Here is a 23102-nt window from a genome sequence, read left to right as displayed (position 1 = left end):
TCCTTGCTAAGTCTCGGCTCGAGGCTTACCGACTTTCAGACCGATCCTTGGTTTCAATCGCAGCGCGAAGTGCTTCTAGCTCGTTTTCAGACTGCTCGAGTAGTGCCTTCAACTCTTCTGCCCTTTGCTGCGCTGCTGTTCCAGCCAGATGGGCATCGGTAGCATCTTTACTCTTGGTTTCGAGCTGGTGAGCCAGTAGCTCTTTGGCCCCTTCCGCGCGAGCAGTTGCAGCATTGGCGATGCCCAGGTCGCCTCTCAGATGCTCGATAGCGTCACGATGCTGGCTGGCCTCCTTGGCGTGCTGACGGTTTTCGGCTATCAATCGCTCGTTATCGCGAATCAGTCGAGTGGCTTCTTCCTGCTTAACCATGAGCGTCTGCTGGAGGAGTGTCACCTCTTGCTGCATCTGGTAGATCTGAGTTTCGTGACGGTTTAGATCCTGGTCGCGCTGCTCCTTTACCGCTACTCGGTAGTGCTCGAGTGCTTCTCTGGCATGCGTATGCTTCTCCTCCAGAGATTCGATCTGGGCGTCCTTCTCTTGCACGCGAATCTCAAGGTCGCTGCAGCTCTGGCTGAGCCGGGCGTTTCGAGTGATCTCGGTTTGTAGGCTGGATTGAACGATCTTGAGTTCTTCGTCCTGAGCCTGCAGGGCTGACTGCAGCTTGGCGATCTCCAATTGCGATTGCTCAAGCTTGCTTTGAAGTGTACCGCTCTCAGCTGCCATCGCTTTGCGTTCAAGCTCAAATGCGGCCCGCTCATGCGCCAAGGCTTCGTTTCCCTCCTCAAGCAGGCGTTCAAGCATCTTACCCACCAGCTCCGTAAGTTCATCACTTAGGCGCGAAGGCGAAGCCGAGGGTCGAGGGTCGTGTGATTCAATCTCCTTCAAAAACCGCTGAATCGTTGTCTTTGATCCGGTATTTCCAAGTTCGATGCGTATCGCGTCGATGCTAGGGTTCTGCCCTCTCGACAGCAGCGCCTCGCGAGCCTTGCGCACCAGTACCAGGTTAATGCCGCCTCTGGCCACGTCTGCCCCTACGATTTCGTACTGTTTTACGTTTCATGTAATTACGTGCCACTTTAACACTTTTATATAGCAATTATTCCTTAATTTTTGGCAAGACATAATCGAGGTTTATGGCTTGTCATGCCGTTGAGCGGCAGTAAAATGGTTAGAAATGCCGTACAAATGGTAAAAGCGAGCAACCGATGGCTCGAAGCGGGGAAAATTGCGTGGTTGAAGTGGTCAGCAAGGCAGAGAGGTACCTAGAGGCGAGCGTTCGAGAGAACACCTCGAAGAGCTATGCGGCTGCCCTCGCCCACTACGAGGTGACCTGGGGCGGCTATCTGCCCACTACCAGTGAGTCAGTGGTACGGTATATCGCTGAGTACGCTGACCAACTGGCGCTCAGTACCCTCAAGCAGCGCTTGGCTGCCCTAGCCAACTGGCATCAAAGCAACGGATTCCCTGACCCCACTAAAGCACCCAAGGTCAGGCAATTGTTAAAAGGTATTCGGGCATTACACCCTGTGCAGCAAAAGCAAGCGGCACCCCTAGCATTGCTGCATCTCGAAAAGGCAGTGGCGCATCTCCAGGAGGAGGTTGTTCAGGCAAGAGCTGCCGGCAACATGTCTAGCCTACTCAAAGCGACTCGCGATATCGCCCTGCTGACGATCGGCTTTTGGAGAGGGTTTCGCGGAGACGAACTCGCCAGGCTCACCATCGAGAACACACATGCCGAGCGCTACGTTGGGATAAGGTTTTACTTGGGAACTAGCAAGGGGGATCGACAAAATATCGGGAGGGAGTACAAAACCCCTTCATTGACCAAGCTATGTCCTGTGGAGGCATACCTCAATTGGCTGGAAGCTTCTGGCCTCACCCGCGGCGGCGTATTCCGGGGCATTGATCGTTGGGGCAACATCAGCGATCGACCTCTCGCTGCCCACAGTCTCATCCCCCTTCTTCGGGGCACCCTAGAGCGCTGCGGCCTACCCTCTCAAACGTTTACCGCTCACTCCATCCGGCGGGGCTTTGCCACATGGGCGGCGAGTTCAGGCTGGGACATCAAGACCTTGATGGAATACGTAGGCTGGAGTGACATGAAGTCGGCGCTGCGCTATGTGGAGCCCGCCCAGCAATTCGGCGGACTCGTGCGGAAGCTTGAGGGGTGATTTCTGGCGCGCTCTGATTGCCAACAGAGGTAGGATTGCGTTGACCGCTGCTGGCTGGAGTTTCTGGATAGGCATGATCGAGACAGATGGCCATCTCAGCTCACTTACATCTCATGACGTCCCGGTCCAATCGGGTGTAGCCATTGAAAACGTAGAAATTTGATTCAATGCCAGCGGTTGGGATGTATAAAAAAACCGCCCTTGAAGGCGGTTTGTCTGCGTTCGGAAGATGATTCTAGCGAGCCAGCCAGCTTTCCACTTCCTCGGATCCGTACTCGGCTTTCCATTCCTTAAGCAGCTTGTGATTGCCGCCCTTGGTTTCGATGATCTCGCCATTGTGCGGGTTCTTGTACTGCTTCACCTCACGGGCGCGGCGCGGGGACTTTTCTGCAGCTGAAGGAGCGACTGAACGACGGTTCGCCTGCGGATCCAGAATGTTGATAATGTCGCGAAGGCTGTAACCGTATTTGCTCAGCAAATCGCGCAGCTTGGTCTCAAATTCGATTTCTTTCTGCAGCTCAGAAGAGCTTTTCATTTCTTCCAGCTCGGCCAGCTGGGCGGCCAATTTTTGCTCAAGCTGACGGAATTCTGCCAGGCGGGACATATGAGATCCTCAAATTTAATGAAAATAGTCGGACATCCTAAAGCATTTCGTTAACGATGTCTTTTAGTTTGACGCTGATTCTAAATCATCGTTGACTTTAACTTACCATGGATTGTTTTCTCTAGAGTGCATAAATCTTGACACATCCATGATGTTGTACTGACCGCAGGCTACTCTGCTTGCAGAATTCACGTGCCTTTTCGACACGCTCAATCGTCCCGCGCATCACATTCAACCGACGGTTAACTTCCTATACCCAGACTGATAGGACGACAGCCCGGCCTAGCTTCGCACGCTCCTCAACCACACGAGCAGGCGTAACAGGTTAGACCGGTCAGGTCACACTCCTCGAGTAAATAGCGTTGTGAGCTTGAATTTGCAGCTGAATTGACTTTATTTGCACCCAGAAGTGAAATACAAATCGGTAAGCGCAGCGGTCTGACCAGTTCATAAAACGACCTTTCGATTGAGAATGGTCGATCCTGCGACGAGAGGTAGTGAGCTACTACCATTGCTGCCATTAATAGTAATGATTAATGAAGATAAGATTTTTATTAGTAAATACTATGAACCTGCGCATCTATGATGTGCTTCGTTGTGCATATTTCTGGTCAGACCGGACAAAGGAAGCGGAAATTCTTCAGCCACCCTAAACTGTTACTCATCAGATTCTGTCTGTCACAGATCTGCTGCGAATGGGGACGACCCAATCCGCTCAGCGAAGGCCGTCAGGCCGCACGAGTCAAAACTGGATGACGAAAATCATGTTGCTCCACGATCAAAACAATCGAGTCTGTATCGCATGTTTTTTCCACTTCTCGTGCACCTCATCCATCCGTTCAAACCTACATAGCACTCCGCCACCGCAGCGGGACCCTACTATCCAAACGCCGGAACTCACATTCACGTCCTCAGCGCATCAATAAACACCATAATCCATTCTCACAAGGCACTCGCAGACTTGGCGATACCCTTCGTTATCCATAAGAAGACTGCAGGGGGCGCCCCCCCAAGCCAAGGGCCGGTTCGATGAGCCAGTTAGCCGCCAATTGATGGTTACCCAAAACGAATGCCGCTAGACCGCGAACCTGATCCATTCGCACAGAAACAACGGAACTGACTACTCCAGCAACTCGGACCTGCTGATGAGCAAGGGCCTAGTAAATCTATCGCTAGCATACGGGCCTCCAATTGTTTGTTTTAGCTGGCTTATGGATAGGGGCCCCTTACAATAGCTACAAGATCGCTCGTGCGTTCGAGGCCTATCTGATGCAACATCCAGAAATTATCGCTGAGCGGGCGCCAACAAACGACTCCGCTATAACCACCTCTACCAGACATCACCAACATGGACCGGATGAACGTACGCTGGAACATGAAAACCAGCACTGCGCAATTTAAACCGGAAAGACAACTGAATAGAACAAGCGGTCCAGACTGCCAGCTCAATCCGACTCAAAAGCAACTTTGATTGGCAGCTCACCTGCCTCGAATAACTCAGCTGCAACTTTATGCCGGCGAGCTTGTTCCAGGTGCTTACGCATGTGATCAGCTGCTGCAAGCCGATCACCTTTTTCAAGACAAGCAAGGATAGCGAGATGCTCAACCGCCTGCTCTCGCCGAGGAGCGCGCTTGCTAGCCTGACGGTATTCCACAAGACGGCGAAGCTGGTCGAGACGACGAACCGTCTGGACGTGAAATCTGTTGCCGGAAAAGCTGGCAAGCGTCTCGTGAAACTGAGCATTTGATTCGAACAGTTCCTGCGGAGTCATGGTCAGGTAGCCGCCATCAGCAATGAATTGCTGCTGCTTTTTACAGCGAGCCAAAGCTTCGGTATCGATCATAAACGTTGGGGCAAGCAGTCCCGCCGGCTCGATGATCGCTCGGAAGGAATAGCTTTCTTCGTAGGCTTCGACCGAGTCGATCATCGGCAGGAATTGCCAGCCTTGGCCGGCACGCTGCTCAATCCAGCCTTCTTGTTGAATGCGGCTCAAAACCCCTCGCAGCATATAGCGTGAAATGTTGAATAAACGCATCAGGTCCGTTTCAGCAAACTGCTCAGGAATCTGGCCGTTCAGTCGCATCACCGCGATCTGCTGATAGACCGGGTCGTCGATGGAGACCGACAAATCTTGGGCAATTTCAGCCAGATCATCATAGGGCTTGGCCAGGAAAAAACCGCGATTGCGGTCCTGACTCAGCAATCCTCGCTCGGCAAGGTAGTTGAGAGCAATCTTGATAGGAGTTCGTGACGTCTTCAAAGCCTTAGCCAGTCCTAGCTCCGAGACATGATGCCCCGCAGCCAGTTGCTCTTGGCGAACATAGGCAACGATATCGCGAGCCACGCGGGCTTGAAGAGGCGTCAAATTCATATCTTTTCCGAGTTGGGGCGTTGGATTGTGGGGCTCCTCCCATCAGACGAACCCCACAGCTCCCACATTATGCCTTTTGCGGGTTCATTTCCAAATGGAGTTCGGCGTTAACAGATGTCGAGACCATTGGCTTACGGGTCATAGCAGTGCAATAAACGCACCAGCCACCAGGAGGATGCCTGCGATCATGAGGACCAGTTGTACGAACTCGTGGCTTGAACAGCGTCCCAGTGGCGCTCGGAGCGGCCACACCGAAAAGGTTTCCGCCAACGACAATGAACGCAACTGCCCGACAACGTCACCGGTACTTGGCAGCAGGTCCTTGAGCAAAGAGAAGTTCAGCGAAGTAGTCGACGCGATGCCAGCCAAAGTGAGCGACGTAATCAAAACAAGCGATGCAGTAGATTCAGCAAACGGCACAAGAAAAAATGCAGTTATCAATCAGCATCGAGATCGCAATCACGTTACGGCGCTTGCCTGAGTTAAACCCGCCACCGCGAGTCAGATACCAGCCGATGAGGTTGCCCAGCCCCATGTATAGCACGATTGCAGCAGCATACAGGATGGCAGTCACTAGACCGATTTCTCCAGCAATAGATGCCGCTCTTGCTGAAGGTAGCTCGGCAGCCAGGTCAGGAGGGGATACTGGGTGTAGACGTTGCAGCCTTGCGCAGAAGCTGCAGCACCCCCTTTTTGCCGCCACCGGAACGCGAATCCAGGATAGTTTTGCTCTCTTGGCTGCACAGCCACCGCATGTCTTCAGGCTTGCCGAAGAACAGATACCCAGCCAACAGCCAACCGCCAGCAGAGCCGACGGCCAGCCATCAACTTACGAAGCTGAGTGATAGACCGGGAATGCTCCGAACATCACGCCACCTACCAACATGGCCATGCTCACCAGGAGCGCCCATTTCAACGCAAAGCGCTGGTGGTCACCCAGGTCGACTTTTGCCAACGCCACCAGCAGATATAGCGAAGGCACCAATGGGCTGAGCAAGTGAACAGGCTGACCAACCACCGATGCCCGGGCGATCTCCAGATGCGAGATTCCGTAGGTAGCGGCGGTCTGGGCGATCACTGGCAAGATGCCGAAGTAGAAGGCATCGTTCGACATGAAGAAGGTGAACGGAATGCTGACCAAGGCAGTGAACACCGCCAGGTATGGGCCAAACGCATCAGGAATGACTGCCAACAGCCCCTTCGCCATCGCATCGACCATGCCGGTACCCGAAAGGATGCCGGTGAAGATGCCTGCGGCGAAAATGACCGAAGTCACCGCGAGAACGTTGCCCGCGTGAGCGGAGATACGCTCTTTCTGCTGCTCCAGATGTGGGTAGTTGATCATCACCGCGATGGCGAAGCAGACCATGAACAGCACTTGAATCGGTACGATACCTGCCATCAACACGCCAATCATCGTTGCAGTGAGTAACAGGTTGGGCCAGAACATGTGCGGACGGCGATTGCGATCGCACTCCTCATGCGAACCATTACCCAGCGCGATAGAGCCGTTGTGGAAATCATCCACGGCAATCACGCCCAGGCGAGCACGCTCACGTCGACCCAGCAGAATTGCGATGAAGAGCAAGCAGGCGCAGCCCAGCAGCATCGACGGCACCATAGGCAGGAAGATGTCCATAGCGTCGACATGCAGCGCAGCCGCAGCGCGGGCAGTAGGGCCGCCCCACGGGGAGATGTTCATGATGCCGTTGGCGATGTTGACCACGCAGGTCAGGCCCAGAACGCTCATTCCCAGGCGCTGATAAAGCGGCAGGAATGCGGCGACCACGATCATGTAAGTAGTGGAACTGTCGCCATCCAGGGATACAAGCATGGTCAAGATCGTGGTTCCGACCAAGACCTTCAGCGGGTCACCCTTCACGATCTTCAGGATGCAGCGCACCAATGAATCGAACAGTCCCGCGTCGATCATGATGCCGAAGTAAAGAATCGAGAAGGTCAGCATGACACCAGTCGGCGCCAACGTTTTGATGCCGTCGAGCATCATTCCGCCCAGGCCGGCGTAGAAGCCACCAATCAGGGCAAACACGATCGGTACCACGATCAAGGCAACCAGGGCGGTAAGCCGCTTGGTCATGATCAGGTACATGAAACAGGTGACCATCGAAAAACCGAGCACGGTCAGCAGCATGGCTCTCTCCTTATTGTTTTAGTGCCGCGAAGCCAAGCTTTAGCGGAACGAAAGGGACTGAGCGGACTGGTGCCGGACGGATTTACGGTAGGTCTGATTGCATTTCATCTTGAATTTCCTCGTTTTTGTCTTTGTGCGGGAAAGGTTGGCAGGCAGATAAATGGCCGGTCTTCAGGCTTCAAGGTGACCATTCGGCGCTCGACCGAAGTTTTTCTGCTGGAGATAAATTGACTCAAGTTTAGACAAAGTGCAATATCGCCTCACAAAAAACACGCCTGTGAGGTCCCCGGCATGAGCAAGCACATTGGCCAAACCCTGGCCGTAAACGGTCGCGACTACCGCGTCTGCAACGTATCGGAAGCTGTAAAAGCGATAGGCGGCGACTTTGCCCGCCTGCCAATGAGCCTCCGGATCCTCGCTGAAAACGTCCTGCGCACCGAAGCAGAGCCGAACGAAGCGCTGAAGGTAATTTGCACTCGATCTAAAAACAGCGACATCCCCTTCCGCCCCGCTCGCGTGGTTCTTCAGGACCTGCTCGGCACCCCTGCCCTGGTCGACCTGGCCGGTCTGCGTGACGCAGTAGCAAAAGCAGGCGGCGATCCACGCCAGGTAAACCCGGTCACCCCTACTCACCTCGTCGTGGACCACTCGCTGAACGTAGAGCGTTGGGGTGATGCCAGCGCATTGGCCGATAACGAAGCCATCGAGCGCGAGCGCAATGCCGAACGCTTTGCATTCCTCGACTGGTGCAACAAGGCCTTCAACAACCTGTCGATCGTGCCTTCAGGTAACGGCATCCTTCACCAGATCAACCTGGAGCGCCTGACCACCGTCATCGGCACTCGTGAAGTTGAAGGTGATCTGTGGGCATTCCCAGATACGCTAGTCGGCACTGACAGCCACACCACCATGATCAACGGCATCGGCGTGCTGGGCTGGGGTGTTGGTGGCATCGAGGCAGAAGCCGCAATGCTGGGCAAAGCCCTGATGATGCGGGTTCCAGAAATCGTCGGCGTCCGACTGGAAGGCGTCCCGCCATCGGGCTACGTTGCTACCGACATCGCGCTTGCCTTGACCGAAAGCCTGCGCAAAGCCGGCGTAATCGGCAGCGTGTTGGAATTCCATGGCCCAGGCGTTGCCGCCCTGTCCTTGGCGGACCGTGGCACCCTGTCCAACATGGCTCCTGAGTTCGGCGCTACCGCAGCAATGTTCGCGATCGACGATCGCACCCTGCACTACCTGCGACTCAGCGGTCGCGGCGGTGAGATTGCCGAGCTGACCGAGGCTTATGCCAAACATCAAGGTCTGTGGCATGACAGCCTGGAATCGGTCGAATACGACCGTGTCGTCACCCTCGACCTGAGCACCGTTGGTCGTGCGATTGCCGGCCCGAAACAACCTCACCAGCGCATCCTGCTGGGTAAAGGCGAAGCAGCAAAAGACGTCCCTACCGACCTGGATAACGGCTCGGTCGTGATTGCCGCCATCACCAGCTGCACCAATACCTCCAACCCCCGTGGCGTGATCGCTGCGGCCCTGGTCGCCCGCAATGCACTCAAGCGCGGTCTGCGTCGTGCTCCATGGGTCAAGACTTCCTTCGCACCCGGCTCCAAGGTGGTCGCCGACTACCTGGACCGTGCAGGTCTGAACGTGGACCTCGACAACATGGGCTTCAACGTTGTTGGTTACGGCTGCACGACCTGCAACGGCATGTCCGGCCCTCTGCTCAGCAAAGAGATCGAGGACGAAATTCGCACTCGCAAGCTGGAAACCGTTGCAGCGACCTCCGGTAACCGCAACTTCGAAGGTCGCGTACACCCGCTGGCTCGTGAAGTGTTCATCATGTCCCCTCCCCTGATCGTGGCGTACGCGATTGCTGGCACCTACCGCATCGACCCGCAAGTGGATGCGCTCGGCACCGACGCCGAAGGCAAGCCGGTTTACCTCAGCGAGCTGTGGCCTTCGGATCAAGAGCTGGACGAGATCGAGAAGAAAGCACTGTCGGCCGACCTGTTCGACAAGGCTTACAGCTCGGTACCTCGCGAAGCGGGCGTCATCGCCTCTGACCTGCGCGCCGGCGTTACCGATCAGTACGCCTGGGACCAGAGCAGCACCTACATCCGCAAGCCGCCGTACTGGAGCGATGAGCTGACTGCTACCGACCCTCAACGCGACCTGAAAGACATGCGCGTTCTGGTGATGCTGGCGGACAACATTACGACCGACCACATCTCGCCGTCGGGCGCCATCCTGCCGGACAGCGACGCAGGTTCGTATTTGAAAGGCCACGGCATTGGTGTTGATGACTTCAACTCCTATGGCACTCGTCGCGGCAACCACGAAGCCGCACAGCGCGCCACCTTCGCAAGCCCTCGCCTGAAGAACGAGCTGATGACTGACGGCCGCGAAGGCCCTTGGACGCTGCTGCTGCCGGAAAACCGCGTGAGCACCGTGTTCGAAGCCGCCCAAGCTTATGCCGATCGCAAGCAGCCTCTGATAGTAGTGGCAGGCAAGGAGTACGGCAGTGGTTCGTCGCGTGACTGGGCAGCCAAAGGCCCTCGCCTGCTGGGCGTGCGCGTTGTCGTGGCCGAGAGCTTCGAGCGCATCCACCGCACCAACCTGGCTGGCCTGGGCATCCTCCCGCTGCAGTTCCCAGAAGGTGTAACTCGCAAGACGCTGGGCCTGACCGGTCACGAGAAGTTCTCGGTGGAAGGCATCAACGACACCTTCGCGCCTGGCGACAAGCTGCTACTCGTCATTGAGCGTGCAGATGGCTCCACTGAAAACGTAACCGTCACCAGCCGCCTGGATACACATGAAGACGTGCGCTACTTCCGCCGCGGCGGCCTGCTGCCGCAGCTGCTGGTGGAGAGCATGGACAAGGCTGCTAAAGCGAAGCAATTGGAAGGAGCAGTGTAATGACTCAAGTTCGAATCCCTGCCGTATTCATGCGCGGCGGCACCAGTAAGGGCGTCTTTTTCCTTGAGCAAGATGTTCCGGCTGCAGGCCCAGAGCGCGATGCACTGATGCTTCGCGTCATTGGCAGTCCGGATCCTTATGGCAAGCAGATCGACGGCATGGGTGCTGCCACCTCCAGCTCCAGCAAGGTCGTCATCATCGGTAAATCGGGTCGTACCGATTGCGATGTTGACTACCTGTTCGGCGCCCCGGCAATCGAAAACCCGGTTGTCGACTGGTCCGGTAACTGCGGCAACCTGAGCGCAGCCGTCGGTCCTTTCGCCATTCGCCAAGGGCTCGTCGATGCGCCTCGTGACGGCATCGCCACCATCCGCATCTGGCAGGCCAATATTCAGAAACGCATCATCGCCCATGTCCCGATGAAGGATGGCGAGGTCGTTGAAGAAGGTGATTTCGTGCTGGATGGCGTCGCCTTCCCTGCTGCCGAAATCGTCGTGGAATTCCTTCAGCCTGGCGGTTCGGGCGGCAGCATTCTGCCAACCGGCAATGTCGTGGATGAACTGGATATCCCTGGCTTCCCAGGCTTGCCGGCAACATTGCTCAACGCAGGCAACCCGACGATCTTCGTCGACGCCCAGCGCGTTGGCCTGACCGGGACCGAGACCCAAGACCAGGTCAACGGCAACGCCGAACTGCTGCAATCGCTGGAAACCATCCGCGCACACTGCACCGTGGCCATGGGTCTGGCGGCTACCGCTGAAGAAGCAACGCGCCTTCGCCCTCACACGCCGAAGCTCTGCCTGGTAGCTCCGCCGCAAACCTACGGCGCTGCCGGTGGCAAGACAGTCGAAGCCGGCGAGATCGATGTGATCGCCCGCATCCTTTCCATGGGCAAACTGCACCACGCAATCACCGGCACTGGCGCTGTAGCCGTTGCCGTGGCGGCCGCTCTGGAAGGCACGCTGGTCAACCGTATCGTCGGCGATATCGGTGAACGCCAAGTCAACATGGGCCACACCGCCGGCACCGTTGCCGTAGGCGCGCAGACCACCCAAGTCGATGGCAACTGGATTGTGGACAAGGCCGTCATGAGCCGAAGCGCCCGTCGCCTGATGGAAGGCTGGGTGCTCGTACCGTCGAAGTACTGATTGCTCAGCTACCGCCGACCTTCGAAGGTCGGCGGTACTCATCACAACAAAAACAACGATGAGATTTTGCTATGTGCCCATCACCGTTCTCACCCGCCATTTCTCGACGCACGCTGCTCTCTTCTACTTCCATCGTCGCTGCGGCAACCATTTTGGGCCTCGGCGCGGGAGCGGCAGATGCCAAATCAGGACCTGAGAAGAACGCTATGCAGCCTGCCAACTCGAACAAAACCCAAATTGTCTATGTGGGCTCCAGAACCACTCGCGAGCGTAACGCCCGCGGTGCAGGCATCACGGTTTATCGACATGACCCGCAGACAGGTCGCTCCGAACTGGTTCAAACCGTCGGCGATCTGACGAACCCATCCTTCCTGTGCCTCGACCAAACCCAGAACCTGCTGTTCTGCGTGCATGGCGACCAGTCCATTGTCAGCTCATTCCAAATTGAGCCAGCCAGCGGAACGCTCACGAAGGTGAGCTCGGTTAGTTGCGAAGGGAACAACCCCGTCCATCTTACCGTGGACAAGAGCAACAAATTCCTCGCTGTGGCCAACTATGCCACCGGCAGCATTGTCATTCTGCCGTTCGATAAGACCGGCCACCTGCAACCCGTCATCAGCAAATACGACCTTCCGGGCAACCCTGGCCCGCACAAGATCGAGCAGGCGAGCTCCCACCCGCACATGATCCCACGCGATCCATCGGGCCGCTTCCTGGTGGTCCCGGACAAAGGACTGGATAAAGTCTTTGTGTTCGATTTGAAGCAGAACGGGACCGCACTGAAGCCTGAACTAGCGCATGAAATCAAGGCACGCGAGGGGGCCGGACCTCGACATGTGGTGTTCTCTCCGACCGGGTCATTTGCTTACGTCGTGAACGAACTGGACAGCACGATCACCAGCTACCGCTACAACCAGAATGACGGCTCCCTGGTTCCATTCCAGATGGTTCCAGCCCTCCCTCAGGACTTTGTAGGGGACAGCCGTGCAGCAGCGCTGGTCATTGCACCGGATGGAGTACATTTGTTCTCTTCAAATCGCGGGCATGACAGCGTGACCATTTATTCGGTGGATCAGCCTACCGGGAAGATCAACCCGATCGGCAACGTACCTAGCCACGGCAAGAAGCCTCGGTTCATGACCGCGTCCCCTAACGGTCGCTTCTTGTTCGTCGCTAACGAAGACAGCGACAACATCAAGACATTCTCCATTAGCCCGAAAGGCGAACTGGCTTTGCTGGAGCATCAGATCCAGACCGGCAGCCCGGTCTGCATGATTTTCCGCACCGCTTGAACCTCTTTTTTTCCTGATCCTGGCGTGCCGGGAGGCACGCCTATACCCCACGTTCCAATCGATGGAGCAGCACATGCATAACAAAAACAAGATTGGTTGCAAGCTTCTCGCCGTTACTCCTTGCCTGGCCGCAGCTATGGCCTATGGGGATGGTTTTATCGACGACAGCAAGGTCACCTTGCAAACGACGAACTTCTACATCAACCGCGATTTCCGTGACGGTGCTGGCCAGTCAAAGCGCGAAGAATGGGCCCATGGTTTCATTCTCGATGCGAAGTCCGGATACACACCAGGGCCAGTCGGTTTTGGGGTCGATGCTCTGGGCATGCTCGGCCTGAAGCTGGACTCAAGTCCCGATCGAACCGGTACTGGCCTGTTACCGACTCATGATGATGGTCGCGCTGCTGACGAGTTCAGCCGCCTGGGCCTGACTGGCAAGATGCGCCTATCCGAGACAGAGCTTAAATACGGCACTCTGATCCCCAAGCTGCCCACTGTTCAGGCCAACACTGGCCGCCTCCTTCCCCAGACCTTTGAGGGCGGCCTGCTCACCAGCAAAGAATTCGATTCGCTGTCCTTCATCGGTGCCCGCTTCGAGCGCCAAACCGATCGCGACTCGACAGACCGCGTACCGATCACACTAAACAACAAAAACCGTCGTTTCACAGGCAATACCGAAGGTGACGCCTTCTGGCTGGGCGGCTTGGATTACCAGCTCACAAAAGACCTGCTACTGACCTATCAATATGCAGAGCTGGAACAGGTCTACCACCAACACTTCGTGGGGGCGAACTATTCGATTCCAGTGGGCCCCGGGAAGATCAAAGCTGATCTTCGCTACATGGATAGCGACGATGACGGTCGAGCTTTGGGCGGACGTATCGATAGCAGAGCAATTTCCGGCATGTTCACCTACAGCTTGGGCGGACATGCGCTTGGTCTGGGACTGCAAAAGATGAACGGTTCTACCTCCATGCCCTATCTCGATGGAACTGATCCTTACCTGGTCAACTTCGTCCAGCTCAACGACTTCGCCGAGCCCGGTGAACGGTCTTGGCAATTGCGCTACGACTACAACTTCGCGGCTCTCGGCATTCCTGGCTTGACCTTCATGACCCGCTACCTGCGAGGCGACCAGGCCGACGCAGCGACCATCACCGGTGAGGGCCATGAATGGGAGCGCAACACTGAACTGCAGTATGTGGTGCAATCCGGTGCCCTGAAGAACGTATCGGTCCGGTGGCGTAACGCGAGCTATCGATCGAGCTTTGCACGTGGCGCGGATGAAAACCGCCTGATCGTGTCCTACACATTCCCAATTTTCTAACCCAGGAGAAGGTATGAGCCCTATTGCCCAGCAGGTTCTCAAGGACCTGGCGCCCAACGGCATTCTGCGTGCGGCGATCAACTTCGGTAACCCAGTGCTGGCTCAGCCAGGCGCTGACGGAGAACCGCATGGTGTTTCTGTTGCACTTGCTAAATCGCTGGCCGAAGAGCTGGGCGTAGGTCTCGAATTGCGCACATACGACGCGGCCGGGAAGGTATTCGCTGCACTTGAAGACAACGCGTGGACGTTGGCCTTCCTGGCTATCGAGCCTGTCCGCGCCGCCCAGATCAGCTTCAGTGAACCCTACGTACTTATCGAAGGGACCTATCTGGTAAAGGCCGAGTCGCCCTATTCCAAAACCGAGGACCTGGATCAACCTGGACTTCGGCTTGCGGTAGGCAACGGCGCTGCTTACGACCTGTACCTGTCACGTACGTTGCAGCATGCAGAGCTACACCGAGCTGAAACGTCTGCAGGTGCAGTAGACCTATTCATTGACCAAGACCTGGATGCTGCCGCCGGGGTCAGACAACCGCTGGAACAAATCGCAGCCAAGAATCAGAATTATCGGGTGATGCAGGGAGCCTTCACCGCTATCCGCCAAGCAGTCGCAGTGCCACGAGGCCGTGATGCTGGAGCAGCCTATGTTAGAGACTTCGTCGAACGACGATTGGCCGAGGGCTTCATCCGGGGTGCATTACTTGCCAGCGGGCAAACCGACGTCAGCGCACCCCGTTGAGGTCGATACTGGAGACGAGGCCTCATATAATCTGATGGGCTTCACTGGTCCCGATCTGTGAAAACAAACAGTTACAGGGTAATCGTTAGTGCCATCAATCAATTTTTTGGCAAGTTCGGTTCTTCAGATCGTTCGCGAATCAGCAATAGAGCATCCCAATAGAATGGACAGTTGGATAGACGCAAAGACCAGCGCTTCGATGGTGTACAAAGACGCAATGCCGCCCTGGATTGTTGAGTTTGACAATGGCGTAACCCTTAATGGAGCAATGCCCTACGCACGGATCGAGGGATATCGTCCTGTGACACTGGACCTTTACCTACCGCCCAGCCCGCGTCGGTCCTCTCCTTCCCCGTTGCTGATTTATATACATGGCGGCGGATGGCGACGAGGCGACAGTCATCGGTCAGGAGTGTTCAGCGATTTCCCGCGGCTGCTGGCAGAGATAGCCGCCCGCGGATATGCCGTGGCGTCGATCAACTACCGACTGAGCGCGGAAGTGAGGTGGCCTGGACAGCTCGAGGATGCCAAAGCCGCCCTGAATTATCTGGCAGGAATCGCTGAAGATCTTCAAATTGACACTACCAATACCTACGTCTGGGGAGTATCCGCTGGCGCGCAGATCGCTGCAAGTTTGGGCAACCCGTGGACCGATGGTAACTCTCCCGCGGCCGAACCTGGAGGCCGTGCTGTCACAATTCAAGCCGTAGCGGTATGGTACGGCGTGTTCTGCTTCCAAACCCTACCTTATCAAGCCCAACTCCTCGGGTTGTCTCTTCCGCAGCACGAGCTCGCTCCAGAGTCGCAATTACTGCGTTACTTACCCGACTCCTCGGATGTTCCTAAAGGGGCCAGTCCGGCGTTAGAAGTTAGCAACGAAACAGCGCCCACCTTGATTTTGGTAGGGAGAAAAGATGAAAAAGTCCCTTACTTACAAAGTATTCAATTAGCGCATGCGTTAGCTGCAGCTAACGTTCCGCACCAACTTACTGTGTATCCCGATGTTGGTCACAGCTTCATCTGCGAGCAAGATAGTACGATCACTCATAAAACCAATCTAGAAGCCTTAAACACTACCATTCAGTTCTTCGACGCTCGGGCCTTCGATTGATTGATCAAGGTTGGTCTTGAGTCGCAGGCTGGGTGGCGAAACTCACCAGCAGACGCATGCCATATTCTCCCAAGCAGTGACTAATGTAGGCCCTGATCCTAGAGCCTGGGATGTGCGCATGTATTACCGTGCCTTAAGCTACCAATGCTGTCGATCGGATGGCAGCGGGCTTCGGGACGTTAACTCAGCCGCAAGCCGATCTGGCAAGCACTGCCTCCCCTTACTCAGAACCAGTAAATTCTGCGCAGCGAGAAGAGGGTTCGAGTTGGACGTTGCGTCCTGCCAAAATGCCGGTGAATGCACCTGCGATAGAGATGGCGGCGGTGGTCAGCAGCGGTGCCGTCCAACCACCGGTTGAGTCGTGCAGTTGCCCCAGCAATATCGGGCCTGCTGCTGCCATCAAATAGCCTACACATTGCGCCATTCCTGAAAGTGCAGCCGCGTCAACGGAGTTCTTTGTGCGCAAACCGATGAACGTCAGGCCGAGCATCATGCTGGCGCCAGAACCAAAGCCTAGGAATGCGGCCCACCACATAGCGTGGCCTGGCGCATAAATAAGTCCGATAAGTGATAAGGCTGTTAGCAGACTGACGGTAGCGGCCGCCAGTCTTTGGTCTGTGAGACGGCGAAGCGTGGCCGCCAGGATCAAGCCGGGAATCGCTGTAGTCAGTTGAAGCGTGCCGTGTATTGTTCCTGCTTGTTCGGGGGATATCCCATGGTTCATCAGAATAGTAGGAAGCCAGCTCACTGTGACATAAAAAGGCAACGCGTTGAGCCCCATGAACAGGGTGACTTGCCAGGCAAGCGGCGAACGCCATACCGCCACAGATGCCGCTTGGTTCGGGCTGGGCAGGCTCAGGTGTTCTTTAACTTTCAACTGCGGTAGCCACACCAACATCGCCAACAGCGGGGCTGCCACCACCAAACTCAGGGCTATCGACCATCCCCATGATTGGGTCAGAGGAACGATAGCGGCTGACGTAACAGCACCTGCTGCGCCCATCGTGATGGAGTAAGCGCCGATCATAGACGCCATTTTCGATGAGAAGTCGCGTTTAATCAGGCTGGGAAGCAACACATTGCCAAGGGCGATTCCGGTGCCTATCAGTATCGAACCAGCGTATAACGCCCACGCGCTACCTGCGGAGCGGAGTAGGATGCCCACTGAAATCACCAACAGAGCACCGAAAAGGGTGCGCTCAGTACCGGACCTTCGTGCGACCGCAGCGCTGAGCGGGGAGAACCCCGCAAAAGCAAGGAGTGGCAGTGAAGTGAGCAGGCCCAGTGCTGATGCACTCAAGCCAAAATCCTTCTGGATTAGCGGCAGAATGGGCGCGATGCCCGTGAAGGGAGCGCGCAGATTAATGGCAATAAGCAGGATGCCCGCGACGAGCATGGTGGCCTGCCACTTGTTTTTTGTATCTGACATATTCTCTAGCTGTCCTCTAAAAAAAAGGCAACTGTAGAGAGCTTGAGAGTTATAGAATATAGATATCAAGCCATATGATACCTAAATCATGCCATTCTCAAAAAATGTCGTTTCCTCACCAGAAGATTTCGATTCAGACCTTTTTTTCCAGGCGGCGATTGCACTCAAGGTTGTGCCGGAACCTAATCATTCCGGCACCGGCACACATGATCATCGTAAAGGCCAACTGATCTTGTCTTTGCGGGGGGCGGTGAGCTGTGAGGTGCAGAACGCAATCTGGCTGGTGCCACCCCAGCACGCGGTATGGATCCCCGGCGGCACGCCACACTGTTGTCGTGTAACCGCGAATGCCAGTACCTGCTTTCTGTTCGTCGAGCCCAGCGCAGCTGTCATGCCTGATGGGTGCTGTACACTTGCTATTACGCCGCTTGTCCGGGAGTTGATCCTGCACCTTGTTGAGCAGGACCGCTCTTGTCTTTCAGAGGGCAAGGCCGCGCGGTTGGTTGCAGTGCTACTCGAGCAGCTTTCCGATGCGTCGGTGAAAGAGCTGCACTTGCCAATATCAGACCATCCGAAGATCAAACACATCGCGGATACGCTCTTTGCTACTCCCGGCGACCGCACCACCCTGCGCGAATGGGCCACTCGGCTTGCGACTAGTGAACGAACGCTGGCTAGGCTAGTTGAAAGCAAGACCGGGCTCAGCTTCGGGCGGTGGCGCCAGCAGCTGCATTTGATGATCGCACTCAGCCATTTGGCAGAGGGGGTATCCGTGCAACGTGTGGCGGGCATTCTTGGATATGACTCCGTTAATGCCTTCATTACGATGTTCAAGAAAGCCGTAGGTAAGTCACCTACCCAGTACTTCTCTTCTTTGCGCTAACACTCCGCTCGCGAATCCGAGGGGCCGAAGCTATCAAAAACTAGTTTTTACACAGTGGCCGTTGTACAAATCCGGCAATGGAAGCTATGAGTCGTCATGACCCCGCTAGGCTTTAGGGACTTTATGGAGATTCATCTCCAACCAGTCGCCAAGTGCCGCAACATGCGCGGCGGCTTCCTGACCAAAAGGGGTCAGATCATATTCGACCCACGGAGGGACAATGGGATATGAGGTCCGGCGCACGAAACCATCGCCTTCCAGCCGCTGAAGGGTCTGCGACAACATCTTTTCGCTGACGCCGTTCACTTTGCGACGCAGCTCACTGTAACGCAGCGTGCCGTCAATTAGCGCAATCAGGCATAGCATTCCCCACAGACTCGTGACGTGAGACAGCACTTCCCTGGCCTTGCATTTGCCCGTGAATAGGTCGCCGCGCCTGAGCTTGGCGGTCAGCGTGTGCTCGTCAAGCGCGGATGAGTCTTGGGGGTTGACGGTGTCCAAGCGAGAGTCAGTCATTGTACTAACCAAAAGGTGCGTACTTCCTTAGGGTGGGGTAGCAAACTTATAGTGCGTGCCAATCATCGGTCAAGGTCAGGGTGAGCGCTTTGCAACGTCCCACATTCAATAAACGCTGGATGCCCGTGCTGGTCATCGCAGCCATCGTCGGCGCACTGGCACTGTCATTCGCCTGGGCCGCCGGGCTGGTCGGGGGCCGAACCACCACTCGAACGTTTCTCGGTGACTCGCTGCAGCACTTCGAACCGGGCTATCGTCGAGCGCATGGTAAGGGCATCTGTTTCGCAGGAGTTTTTCGCAGCAGCAATGCAGCGGCGTCGCTCTCGACCGCTCGAGTGTTCGCCCAGGATGAAGTCCCGGCAATCGGACGTTTCTCGATCGGATCCGCCGACCCCCATGCGCCGGACGCCTCTACCGCCACGGTGAGCATGGCCTTGTTGTTGAGTGCAGACGACAGATCTCAATGGCGGATGAAGCTGAACAATGCCCCCTACTTCCCTACGCGTGATGCCGAGGGGTTCCTGGCACAAAGGCACGCATTCGAGCCTGACCCGACCACCGGACAGCCTGACCCCGCGCGAGTCGGGGCGTTCTTCGAAAAGTACCCAGAGGCTCGCAAGGCGGTGGAGTACAAGGCGACTGCGCCTTGGCCGAGCAGCTTTGCGCAGGCCCAGTACAACGTCATCAACGCATTTATCCTGCTTGCGGCAGATGGCACACGCCAGCCCGTGCGCTGGTTCATGCGGCCCCACGCTCCCTTCCATGGCCTCTCCCCGGAAGAGCGGGCGCGATCCAGCCGTGATTTCCTGTTCGACGATATCAAGAAGCGGGTGGCACAAGCGCCCGTTCGCTGGGATCTGGTACTGCAATTGGCGCAGGCGGGAGATCCGGTCGATGATCCGTCACAACCCTGGCCCGACGAGCGACAGCAAGTGGTCGCCGGCACGCTGGAAGTGACCAGCGTTCGCGATCAGCGCGAAGGGGGCTGTCGCGATATCAACTTCGACCCCACCTTGGTGCCATCCGGTATCGCGCTTTCGAACGATCCTGTGCTAGCAGCGCGCGCGGGTATTTACTCGCACTCTTACAATGCACGTCTGCGCGAAATCGCGTTCGGCAGGGCAACCGACGCCATTGGCCAGCAGGAGCACAAGTGATGCAAGACGTACCAACTACCCGTACGCGCAGTCCCCGGCACTTCAACCTAACCGCCAGGCTACTGCACTGGGCAATGGCGATCGCCATCATGGCCATGCTGTTCATCGGGGTAGCCATGATGAGCTCATTAGCCCTCCGTCCCGTGTTGATCGACGTGCATCAGCCGTTGGGCATCGCCATCCTTTGCCTCGCACTGGTGCGCCTGGCCAATCGCTTCTGCCGGCCTGTGCCGGCACTGCCCGCAAGTATTCCCCGCTGGCAAGCCGTAGCCGCCCACCTGTTGCACGGCTTGCTCTACCTATTGATGGTGGGGTTGCCAGTGCTCGGCTGGGCGGTGCGTTCGGCAGGCAACTGGCCCGTCATCCTTCTGGGCGACTGGAGCTTGCCTGCGCTGGTTCCGGAAAACCCGGTGCTCTACGCATGGCTTCGGCTGGCACATGGCGCTCTGGCGTGGCTGCTGTTCGCGATCATCCTGGGACATCTGGGCGCCGCATTGATGCATGCCTGGGTACTAAGAGACGGTGTTTTCTCCAGCATGGCCCGAGGCGCCAGCGACGAACGAGCTAAAGCTGGATCCGGCTCGCGGCCCACGTCTTGATGCGTTTGAATATCCCGCGCTGGCGTTGAACCGATAGCGGTCAGCCCTGACTGGCCGCTCTCGCCTTTTGGCGGAATAACCATCACTGGTTCTACCGGGGGGCGACTGTCAGTCGCTGATGACATGCCGCTCGCAGGCAAGTCGGGTGCATTCCCTAAAAAGCTTGGCGGCAGGCCCGGGGTCACGGTTATGGGGATAAAAACAGCCGATCCCGCCGAAACGTAAGGGCGTGCCGAAGGTGAAGCTTCGAATCCCGCCCTGACCAGACAATTGCCTAGCCGTCTCCATCGGCAGCAAACCCACAGTCTTCTGGTCCTGCATCAACGCTACGTTGGTAAGCACCGACAGCGACTCGATTACATTGGCTGGCAGCGGTAAATCAGCCTCGGCAAAAAGCCCATTGACGGTACGACGTAGTGACGAGCCGGGTGGCGGCAAAATCCACGGATAGGCCTGCAAATCGGCCAAGCTCGACACGGCCTGATCGTGTAGCGGGTGTCGGCTTCCGGCAACGATCGACAAAGACTCCACGTAAAGCGAGTCAACGCCCAACGTCCGGCTCTCCTCCCGCCCCCGCCAGTCGTCAGGGATCCTCCCGATCACCAGGTCCACCTCACCCACTATCAAGGCGGGGAAGAGTTGATCGAATTGCCCGATCCGCACCGACACCAGCACCTGCGGGGCGCGCTCCTTGAGCAGCCGTAGCGCGAGCGGCAACAACGATGCCGAAGCTGAAATTAGCGTGCCTACAACCACATGGCCTGCCCCCCCCTCGTGATGAGCCTGCACTTCATCAGTTAGCGCCCTAAGCTCTGCCAGCATTGCACGGGCTCTGCGCAGCACTACCTCGCCCAGCTCCGTCAGGCGCACGCCGCGATTGCTACGTACCAGCAACGGCGCGGAGAAGTACGACTCTATCTCATGGATAACCTTGGTGACGGCAGGTTGAGTCATGTTCAATATCTGAGCTGCACGCACTAGTGAGCCGCTCTGCACGACCTGGTCGAATACCACCAGTTGGTAGAACTTCAGCTTGCGCGAAACCGTAAGTACGCTTGATTTCATGACGCTCCTCGGCAACCACGACTTTTTTCCGATCAGGTTGCCGCTCGTTCGCGATGGCCAATCAAATGCCGAAGAATCCCCGGGCGTTCTCGGCGCAGATACGCGACTTGTCCTGCTCGCTCAACTGCGGATGCTCCAGTACACCAGCACCAATGGCCTGTTCGCCTAGCGGGAAGGGAGAGTCGGAGCCCAGCATGACGCGGTCTGCCCCCATCACGTCCACCAGCAAACGCAGTGCACGAGGGTCGAAGACCGCCGAGTCGACGAAGAAACGTTTGACATAGCTTGACGGCAGTTCCGGGCAATCCTCTCGGACAATATCTCTATGGCGCCAGGCGTTATCTACCCGTCCCAGGAGGAAGGCGAAGCCGCCGCCGCCATGGGCGAAACAGATGCGCAGGGACGCCGGCAAGTGTTCGAAAGCGCCAGACAGGATCAGCGACAGGATACCCAGCTGTGTTTCCGCCGGCATCGCGACAAGCCAAGGCAACATCCATTTCTTCATGCGCTCGCCGCCCATCATGTCCCACGGGTGCACCAGCAACGGGATATTTTCCACCGCACAGTGGTGCAGGAAGGTGATCAGGCCCGCTTCGTCCAGATCGTGGTTGCCCACGTGATTGCCGATTTGCACCCCGACATGGCCACAGGCCTTGGCCCGGCTGGCCTCAAGGCAGGCCGCCTCGATATCTTGCAGGGGTACCTGGGCCAGTACCTTGAGGCGATCGGGTACCTGGGCCGTCATCTCCAGGGCTCGATCATTCATCATCTGTGCCCACGGCAGCGCCTGCGCGATAGGTTGGTCGTAGGCGAACATCACCGGCGTTGCGCACATCACTTGCACGTCCAAGCCCTGCTCATCCAGGTGTTCGATGCGGCGCTGCGGATCCCACAGCACATCATGTACCGGACGGAACGGCTTATCTCCCAGCATGATCTGCCCCTGACGCCCCTCGGTATGCAGCCAAGGGCCACGCTGAGGACTCAGGCGGGCGGCCTCGGCTTGAGTAATGCGGGGAAGAAAGTGCGAATGGATATCGATTTTCATAAGTCGTGGACCTCACGCAGCGTGTTGTGCCAGGTCTGCCAATCGCGGCCTGGGTGGATTTCGCCGCAACCAGGGCAACGACGCTCTTCATCGGTGGTGGTATAGAATTGGTCGTATACCGGTGGAAGATCGGCAACGATGCTCTTGAGCCTCAACTCATAGCGCCGGACCACGGTGCCGCAGTGCGCACAGGACCACTGCAAGGCGTCGGACTGCCCTTCCGGGCGGCGATGCTCCACCACCAGACACAGACTGCCGGGCTCAGGACGCTGCGGCGAATGGATAACGTGGGGGGCCATCAGGTAGATGTCGCCTTCCTTGAGGTCGACGCGCTCGTAGCGACCTCGGTCCCAGACGTTCAAGTAGGCATTGCCCTTGAACTGGTAGAAAAACTCCTCCACCGGATCGTCATGGAAGTCGGTGCGCTGATTAGGCCCACCCACCACGGTAACCATGTAATCGCTGTCCTGCCATATCTGCTGATTGTTAACCGGCGGCTTGAGCAGGTGCGCGTGCTCGTCTATCCAGCGGTTGAAGTTGAAAGGGGCGCTGAAGTGATGCTTGTCCAT

The 23102-nt window shown here is 56.8% G+C and carries 20 protein-coding genes; 10 read left to right on the top strand and 10 right to left on the bottom strand.

What is annotated here, in order from left to right; translation table 11 throughout:
• Positions 1-25: 25 nt before the first annotated feature.
• The gene (locus AB688_RS14870) at positions 26-1024 is read right to left on the bottom strand and encodes a DNA-binding protein (RefSeq protein ID WP_033695119.1); all 999 of its coding nucleotides are present in this window, start codon (positions 1022-1024) and stop codon (positions 26-28) included.
• 206 nt (positions 1025-1230) lie between these two features.
• Here AB688_RS14870 and AB688_RS14865 point away from each other — a divergent pair, with 206 nt between their 5' ends.
• Entirely contained in the window at positions 1231-2172 is a 942-nt protein-coding gene (locus AB688_RS14865) for a tyrosine-type recombinase/integrase (RefSeq protein WP_027915684.1), read from the top strand.
• 235 nt (positions 2173-2407) lie between these two features.
• Here the strand turns inward: AB688_RS14865 and AB688_RS14860 are convergent, their stop codons facing one another.
• The 4 genes from AB688_RS14860 to AB688_RS14850 form a co-directional block, all read right to left on the bottom strand.
• On the bottom strand, positions 2408-2776 hold the full coding sequence (locus tag AB688_RS14860; RefSeq protein WP_027915683.1) for a histone-like nucleoid-structuring protein, MvaT/MvaU family: 369 nt from the start codon (positions 2774-2776) through the stop codon (positions 2408-2410).
• Between the two features lie 1445 nt (positions 2777-4221).
• Positions 4222-5148, bottom strand: coding sequence for a GntR family transcriptional regulator (locus AB688_RS14855; protein WP_027915682.1), 927 nt, complete (start codon positions 5146-5148; stop codon positions 4222-4224).
• Between the two features lie 406 nt (positions 5149-5554).
• The gene (locus AB688_RS26820; RefSeq protein ID WP_155738208.1) at positions 5555-5722 is read right to left on the bottom strand and encodes a hypothetical protein; all 168 of its coding nucleotides are present in this window, start codon (positions 5720-5722) and stop codon (positions 5555-5557) included.
• Between the two features lie 255 nt (positions 5723-5977).
• Entirely contained in the window at positions 5978-7297 is a 1320-nt protein-coding gene (locus AB688_RS14850) for a CitMHS family transporter (protein ID WP_027915681.1), read from the bottom strand.
• A gap of 294 nt (positions 7298-7591) precedes the next feature.
• Here AB688_RS14850 and acnA point away from each other — a divergent pair, with 294 nt between their 5' ends.
• The 6 genes from acnA to AB688_RS14820 all read left to right on the top strand — a co-directional run bounded on the left by acnA (position 7592) and on the right by AB688_RS14820 (position 15836).
• The gene (gene acnA, locus AB688_RS14845) at positions 7592-10219 is read left to right on the top strand and encodes an aconitate hydratase AcnA (RefSeq protein ID WP_027915680.1); all 2628 of its coding nucleotides are present in this window, start codon (positions 7592-7594) and stop codon (positions 10217-10219) included.
• Positions 10219-11367, top strand: a complete 1149-nt coding sequence (gene prpF, locus AB688_RS14840; protein WP_025755077.1) for a 2-methylaconitate cis-trans isomerase PrpF — start codon at positions 10219-10221, stop codon at positions 11365-11367. The genes acnA and prpF overlap by 1 nt, the downstream gene beginning before the upstream one ends.
• A gap of 71 nt (positions 11368-11438) precedes the next feature.
• Positions 11439-12659 (top strand): lactonase family protein, encoded by a 1221-nt coding sequence (locus AB688_RS14835; protein WP_231100241.1) that lies wholly within the window; start codon positions 11439-11441, stop codon positions 12657-12659.
• Between the two features lie 73 nt (positions 12660-12732).
• Complete coding sequence (locus AB688_RS14830) at positions 12733-13986, top strand: OprD family porin (RefSeq protein WP_027915678.1); 1254 nt, start codon at positions 12733-12735, stop codon at positions 13984-13986.
• Between the two features lie 13 nt (positions 13987-13999).
• Positions 14000-14725: an ABC transporter substrate-binding protein gene (locus tag AB688_RS14825; RefSeq protein WP_027915677.1), complete on the top strand. Its 726-nt coding sequence runs from the start codon at positions 14000-14002 to the stop codon at positions 14723-14725.
• Between the two features lie 88 nt (positions 14726-14813).
• Complete coding sequence (locus AB688_RS14820; RefSeq protein ID WP_231100240.1) at positions 14814-15836, top strand: alpha/beta hydrolase; 1023 nt, start codon at positions 14814-14816, stop codon at positions 15834-15836.
• Positions 15837-16056: 220 nt separating this feature from the next.
• Here AB688_RS14820 and AB688_RS14815 read toward each other — a convergent pair whose 3' ends face one another.
• Positions 16057-17265, bottom strand: coding sequence for an MFS transporter (locus AB688_RS14815; protein WP_027915675.1), 1209 nt, complete (start codon positions 17263-17265; stop codon positions 16057-16059).
• 88 nt (positions 17266-17353) lie between these two features.
• On the opposite strand from AB688_RS14815, the gene AB688_RS14810 reads away from it, so the two are divergent.
• On the top strand, positions 17354-18148 hold the full coding sequence (locus AB688_RS14810; protein WP_027915674.1) for an AraC family transcriptional regulator: 795 nt from the start codon (positions 17354-17356) through the stop codon (positions 18146-18148).
• A gap of 105 nt (positions 18149-18253) precedes the next feature.
• Here AB688_RS14810 and AB688_RS14805 read toward each other — a convergent pair whose 3' ends face one another.
• Positions 18254-18649 (bottom strand): winged helix-turn-helix transcriptional regulator, encoded by a 396-nt coding sequence (locus AB688_RS14805; protein ID WP_231100239.1) that lies wholly within the window; start codon positions 18647-18649, stop codon positions 18254-18256.
• Between the two features lie 95 nt (positions 18650-18744).
• Here AB688_RS14805 and AB688_RS14800 point away from each other — a divergent pair, with 95 nt between their 5' ends.
• Positions 18745-19821 (top strand): catalase family peroxidase, encoded by a 1077-nt coding sequence (locus AB688_RS14800; protein ID WP_027915673.1) that lies wholly within the window; start codon positions 18745-18747, stop codon positions 19819-19821.
• Positions 19822-19895: 74 nt separating this feature from the next.
• A complete protein-coding gene (locus tag AB688_RS14795; RefSeq protein WP_232238344.1) occupies positions 19896-20420 on the top strand; it encodes a cytochrome b in 525 nt (174 codons plus the stop codon).
• A 108-nt stretch (positions 20421-20528) separates the two neighbouring features.
• Here the strand turns inward: AB688_RS14795 and AB688_RS14790 are convergent, their stop codons facing one another.
• From AB688_RS14790 to AB688_RS14780, 3 genes are all read right to left on the bottom strand, one after another.
• Positions 20529-21485: a LysR family transcriptional regulator gene (locus AB688_RS14790; protein ID WP_027915672.1), complete on the bottom strand. Its 957-nt coding sequence runs from the start codon at positions 21483-21485 to the stop codon at positions 20529-20531.
• A gap of 61 nt (positions 21486-21546) precedes the next feature.
• Positions 21547-22533 carry an amidohydrolase family protein gene (locus AB688_RS14785; protein WP_027915671.1) on the bottom strand — a complete coding sequence of 329 codons (987 nt, stop codon included), beginning with the start codon at positions 22531-22533 and terminating at the stop codon, positions 21547-21549.
• Positions 22530-23102: a 3-hydroxyanthranilate 3,4-dioxygenase gene (locus tag AB688_RS14780; protein WP_027915670.1), complete on the bottom strand. Its 573-nt coding sequence runs from the start codon at positions 23100-23102 to the stop codon at positions 22530-22532. Before AB688_RS14780 ends, AB688_RS14785 begins: the two co-directional genes overlap by 4 nt.

The sequence above is a fragment of the Pseudomonas putida genome (genome assembly GCF_001636055.1).
Lineage (GTDB): Bacteria > Pseudomonadota > Gammaproteobacteria > Pseudomonadales > Pseudomonadaceae > Aquipseudomonas > Aquipseudomonas machongensis.
Note: the sequence above shows the minus strand (reverse complement) of the source record. Positions and strands in the feature narration are given on the sequence as shown.

Excerpts from the sequence above, each read along its gene's own strand:
- AB688_RS14860 (WP_027915683.1), bottom strand. The coding sequence starts at position 2,776 with ATGTCCCGCCTGGCAGAATTCCGTCAGCTTGAGCAAAAATTGGCCGCC.
- AB688_RS14855 (WP_027915682.1), bottom strand. The coding sequence starts at position 5,148 with ATGAATTTGACGCCTCTTCAAGCCCGCGTGGCTCGCGATATCGTTGCC.
- acnA (WP_027915680.1), top strand. The coding sequence starts at position 7,592 with ATGAGCAAGCACATTGGCCAAACCCTGGCCGTAAACGGTCGCGACTAC.
- prpF (WP_025755077.1), top strand. The coding sequence starts at position 10,219 with ATGACTCAAGTTCGAATCCCTGCCGTATTCATGCGCGGCGGCACCAGT.
- AB688_RS14835 (WP_231100241.1), top strand. The coding sequence starts at position 11,439 with ATGTGCCCATCACCGTTCTCACCCGCCATTTCTCGACGCACGCTGCTC.
- AB688_RS14830 (WP_027915678.1), top strand. The coding sequence starts at position 12,733 with ATGCATAACAAAAACAAGATTGGTTGCAAGCTTCTCGCCGTTACTCCT.
- AB688_RS14825 (WP_027915677.1), top strand. The coding sequence starts at position 14,000 with ATGAGCCCTATTGCCCAGCAGGTTCTCAAGGACCTGGCGCCCAACGGC.
- AB688_RS14815 (WP_027915675.1), bottom strand. The coding sequence starts at position 17,265 with ATGTCAGATACAAAAAACAAGTGGCAGGCCACCATGCTCGTCGCGGGC.
- AB688_RS14810 (WP_027915674.1), top strand. The coding sequence starts at position 17,354 with ATGCCATTCTCAAAAAATGTCGTTTCCTCACCAGAAGATTTCGATTCA.
- AB688_RS14795 (WP_232238344.1), top strand. The coding sequence starts at position 19,896 with ATGGCGATCGCCATCATGGCCATGCTGTTCATCGGGGTAGCCATGATG.
- AB688_RS14790 (WP_027915672.1), bottom strand. The coding sequence starts at position 21,485 with ATGAAATCAAGCGTACTTACGGTTTCGCGCAAGCTGAAGTTCTACCAA.
- AB688_RS14785 (WP_027915671.1), bottom strand. The coding sequence starts at position 22,533 with ATGAAAATCGATATCCATTCGCACTTTCTTCCCCGCATTACTCAAGCC.
- AB688_RS14780 (WP_027915670.1), bottom strand. The coding sequence starts at position 23,102 with ATGGACAAGCATCACTTCAGCGCCCCTTTCAACTTCAACCGCTGGATA.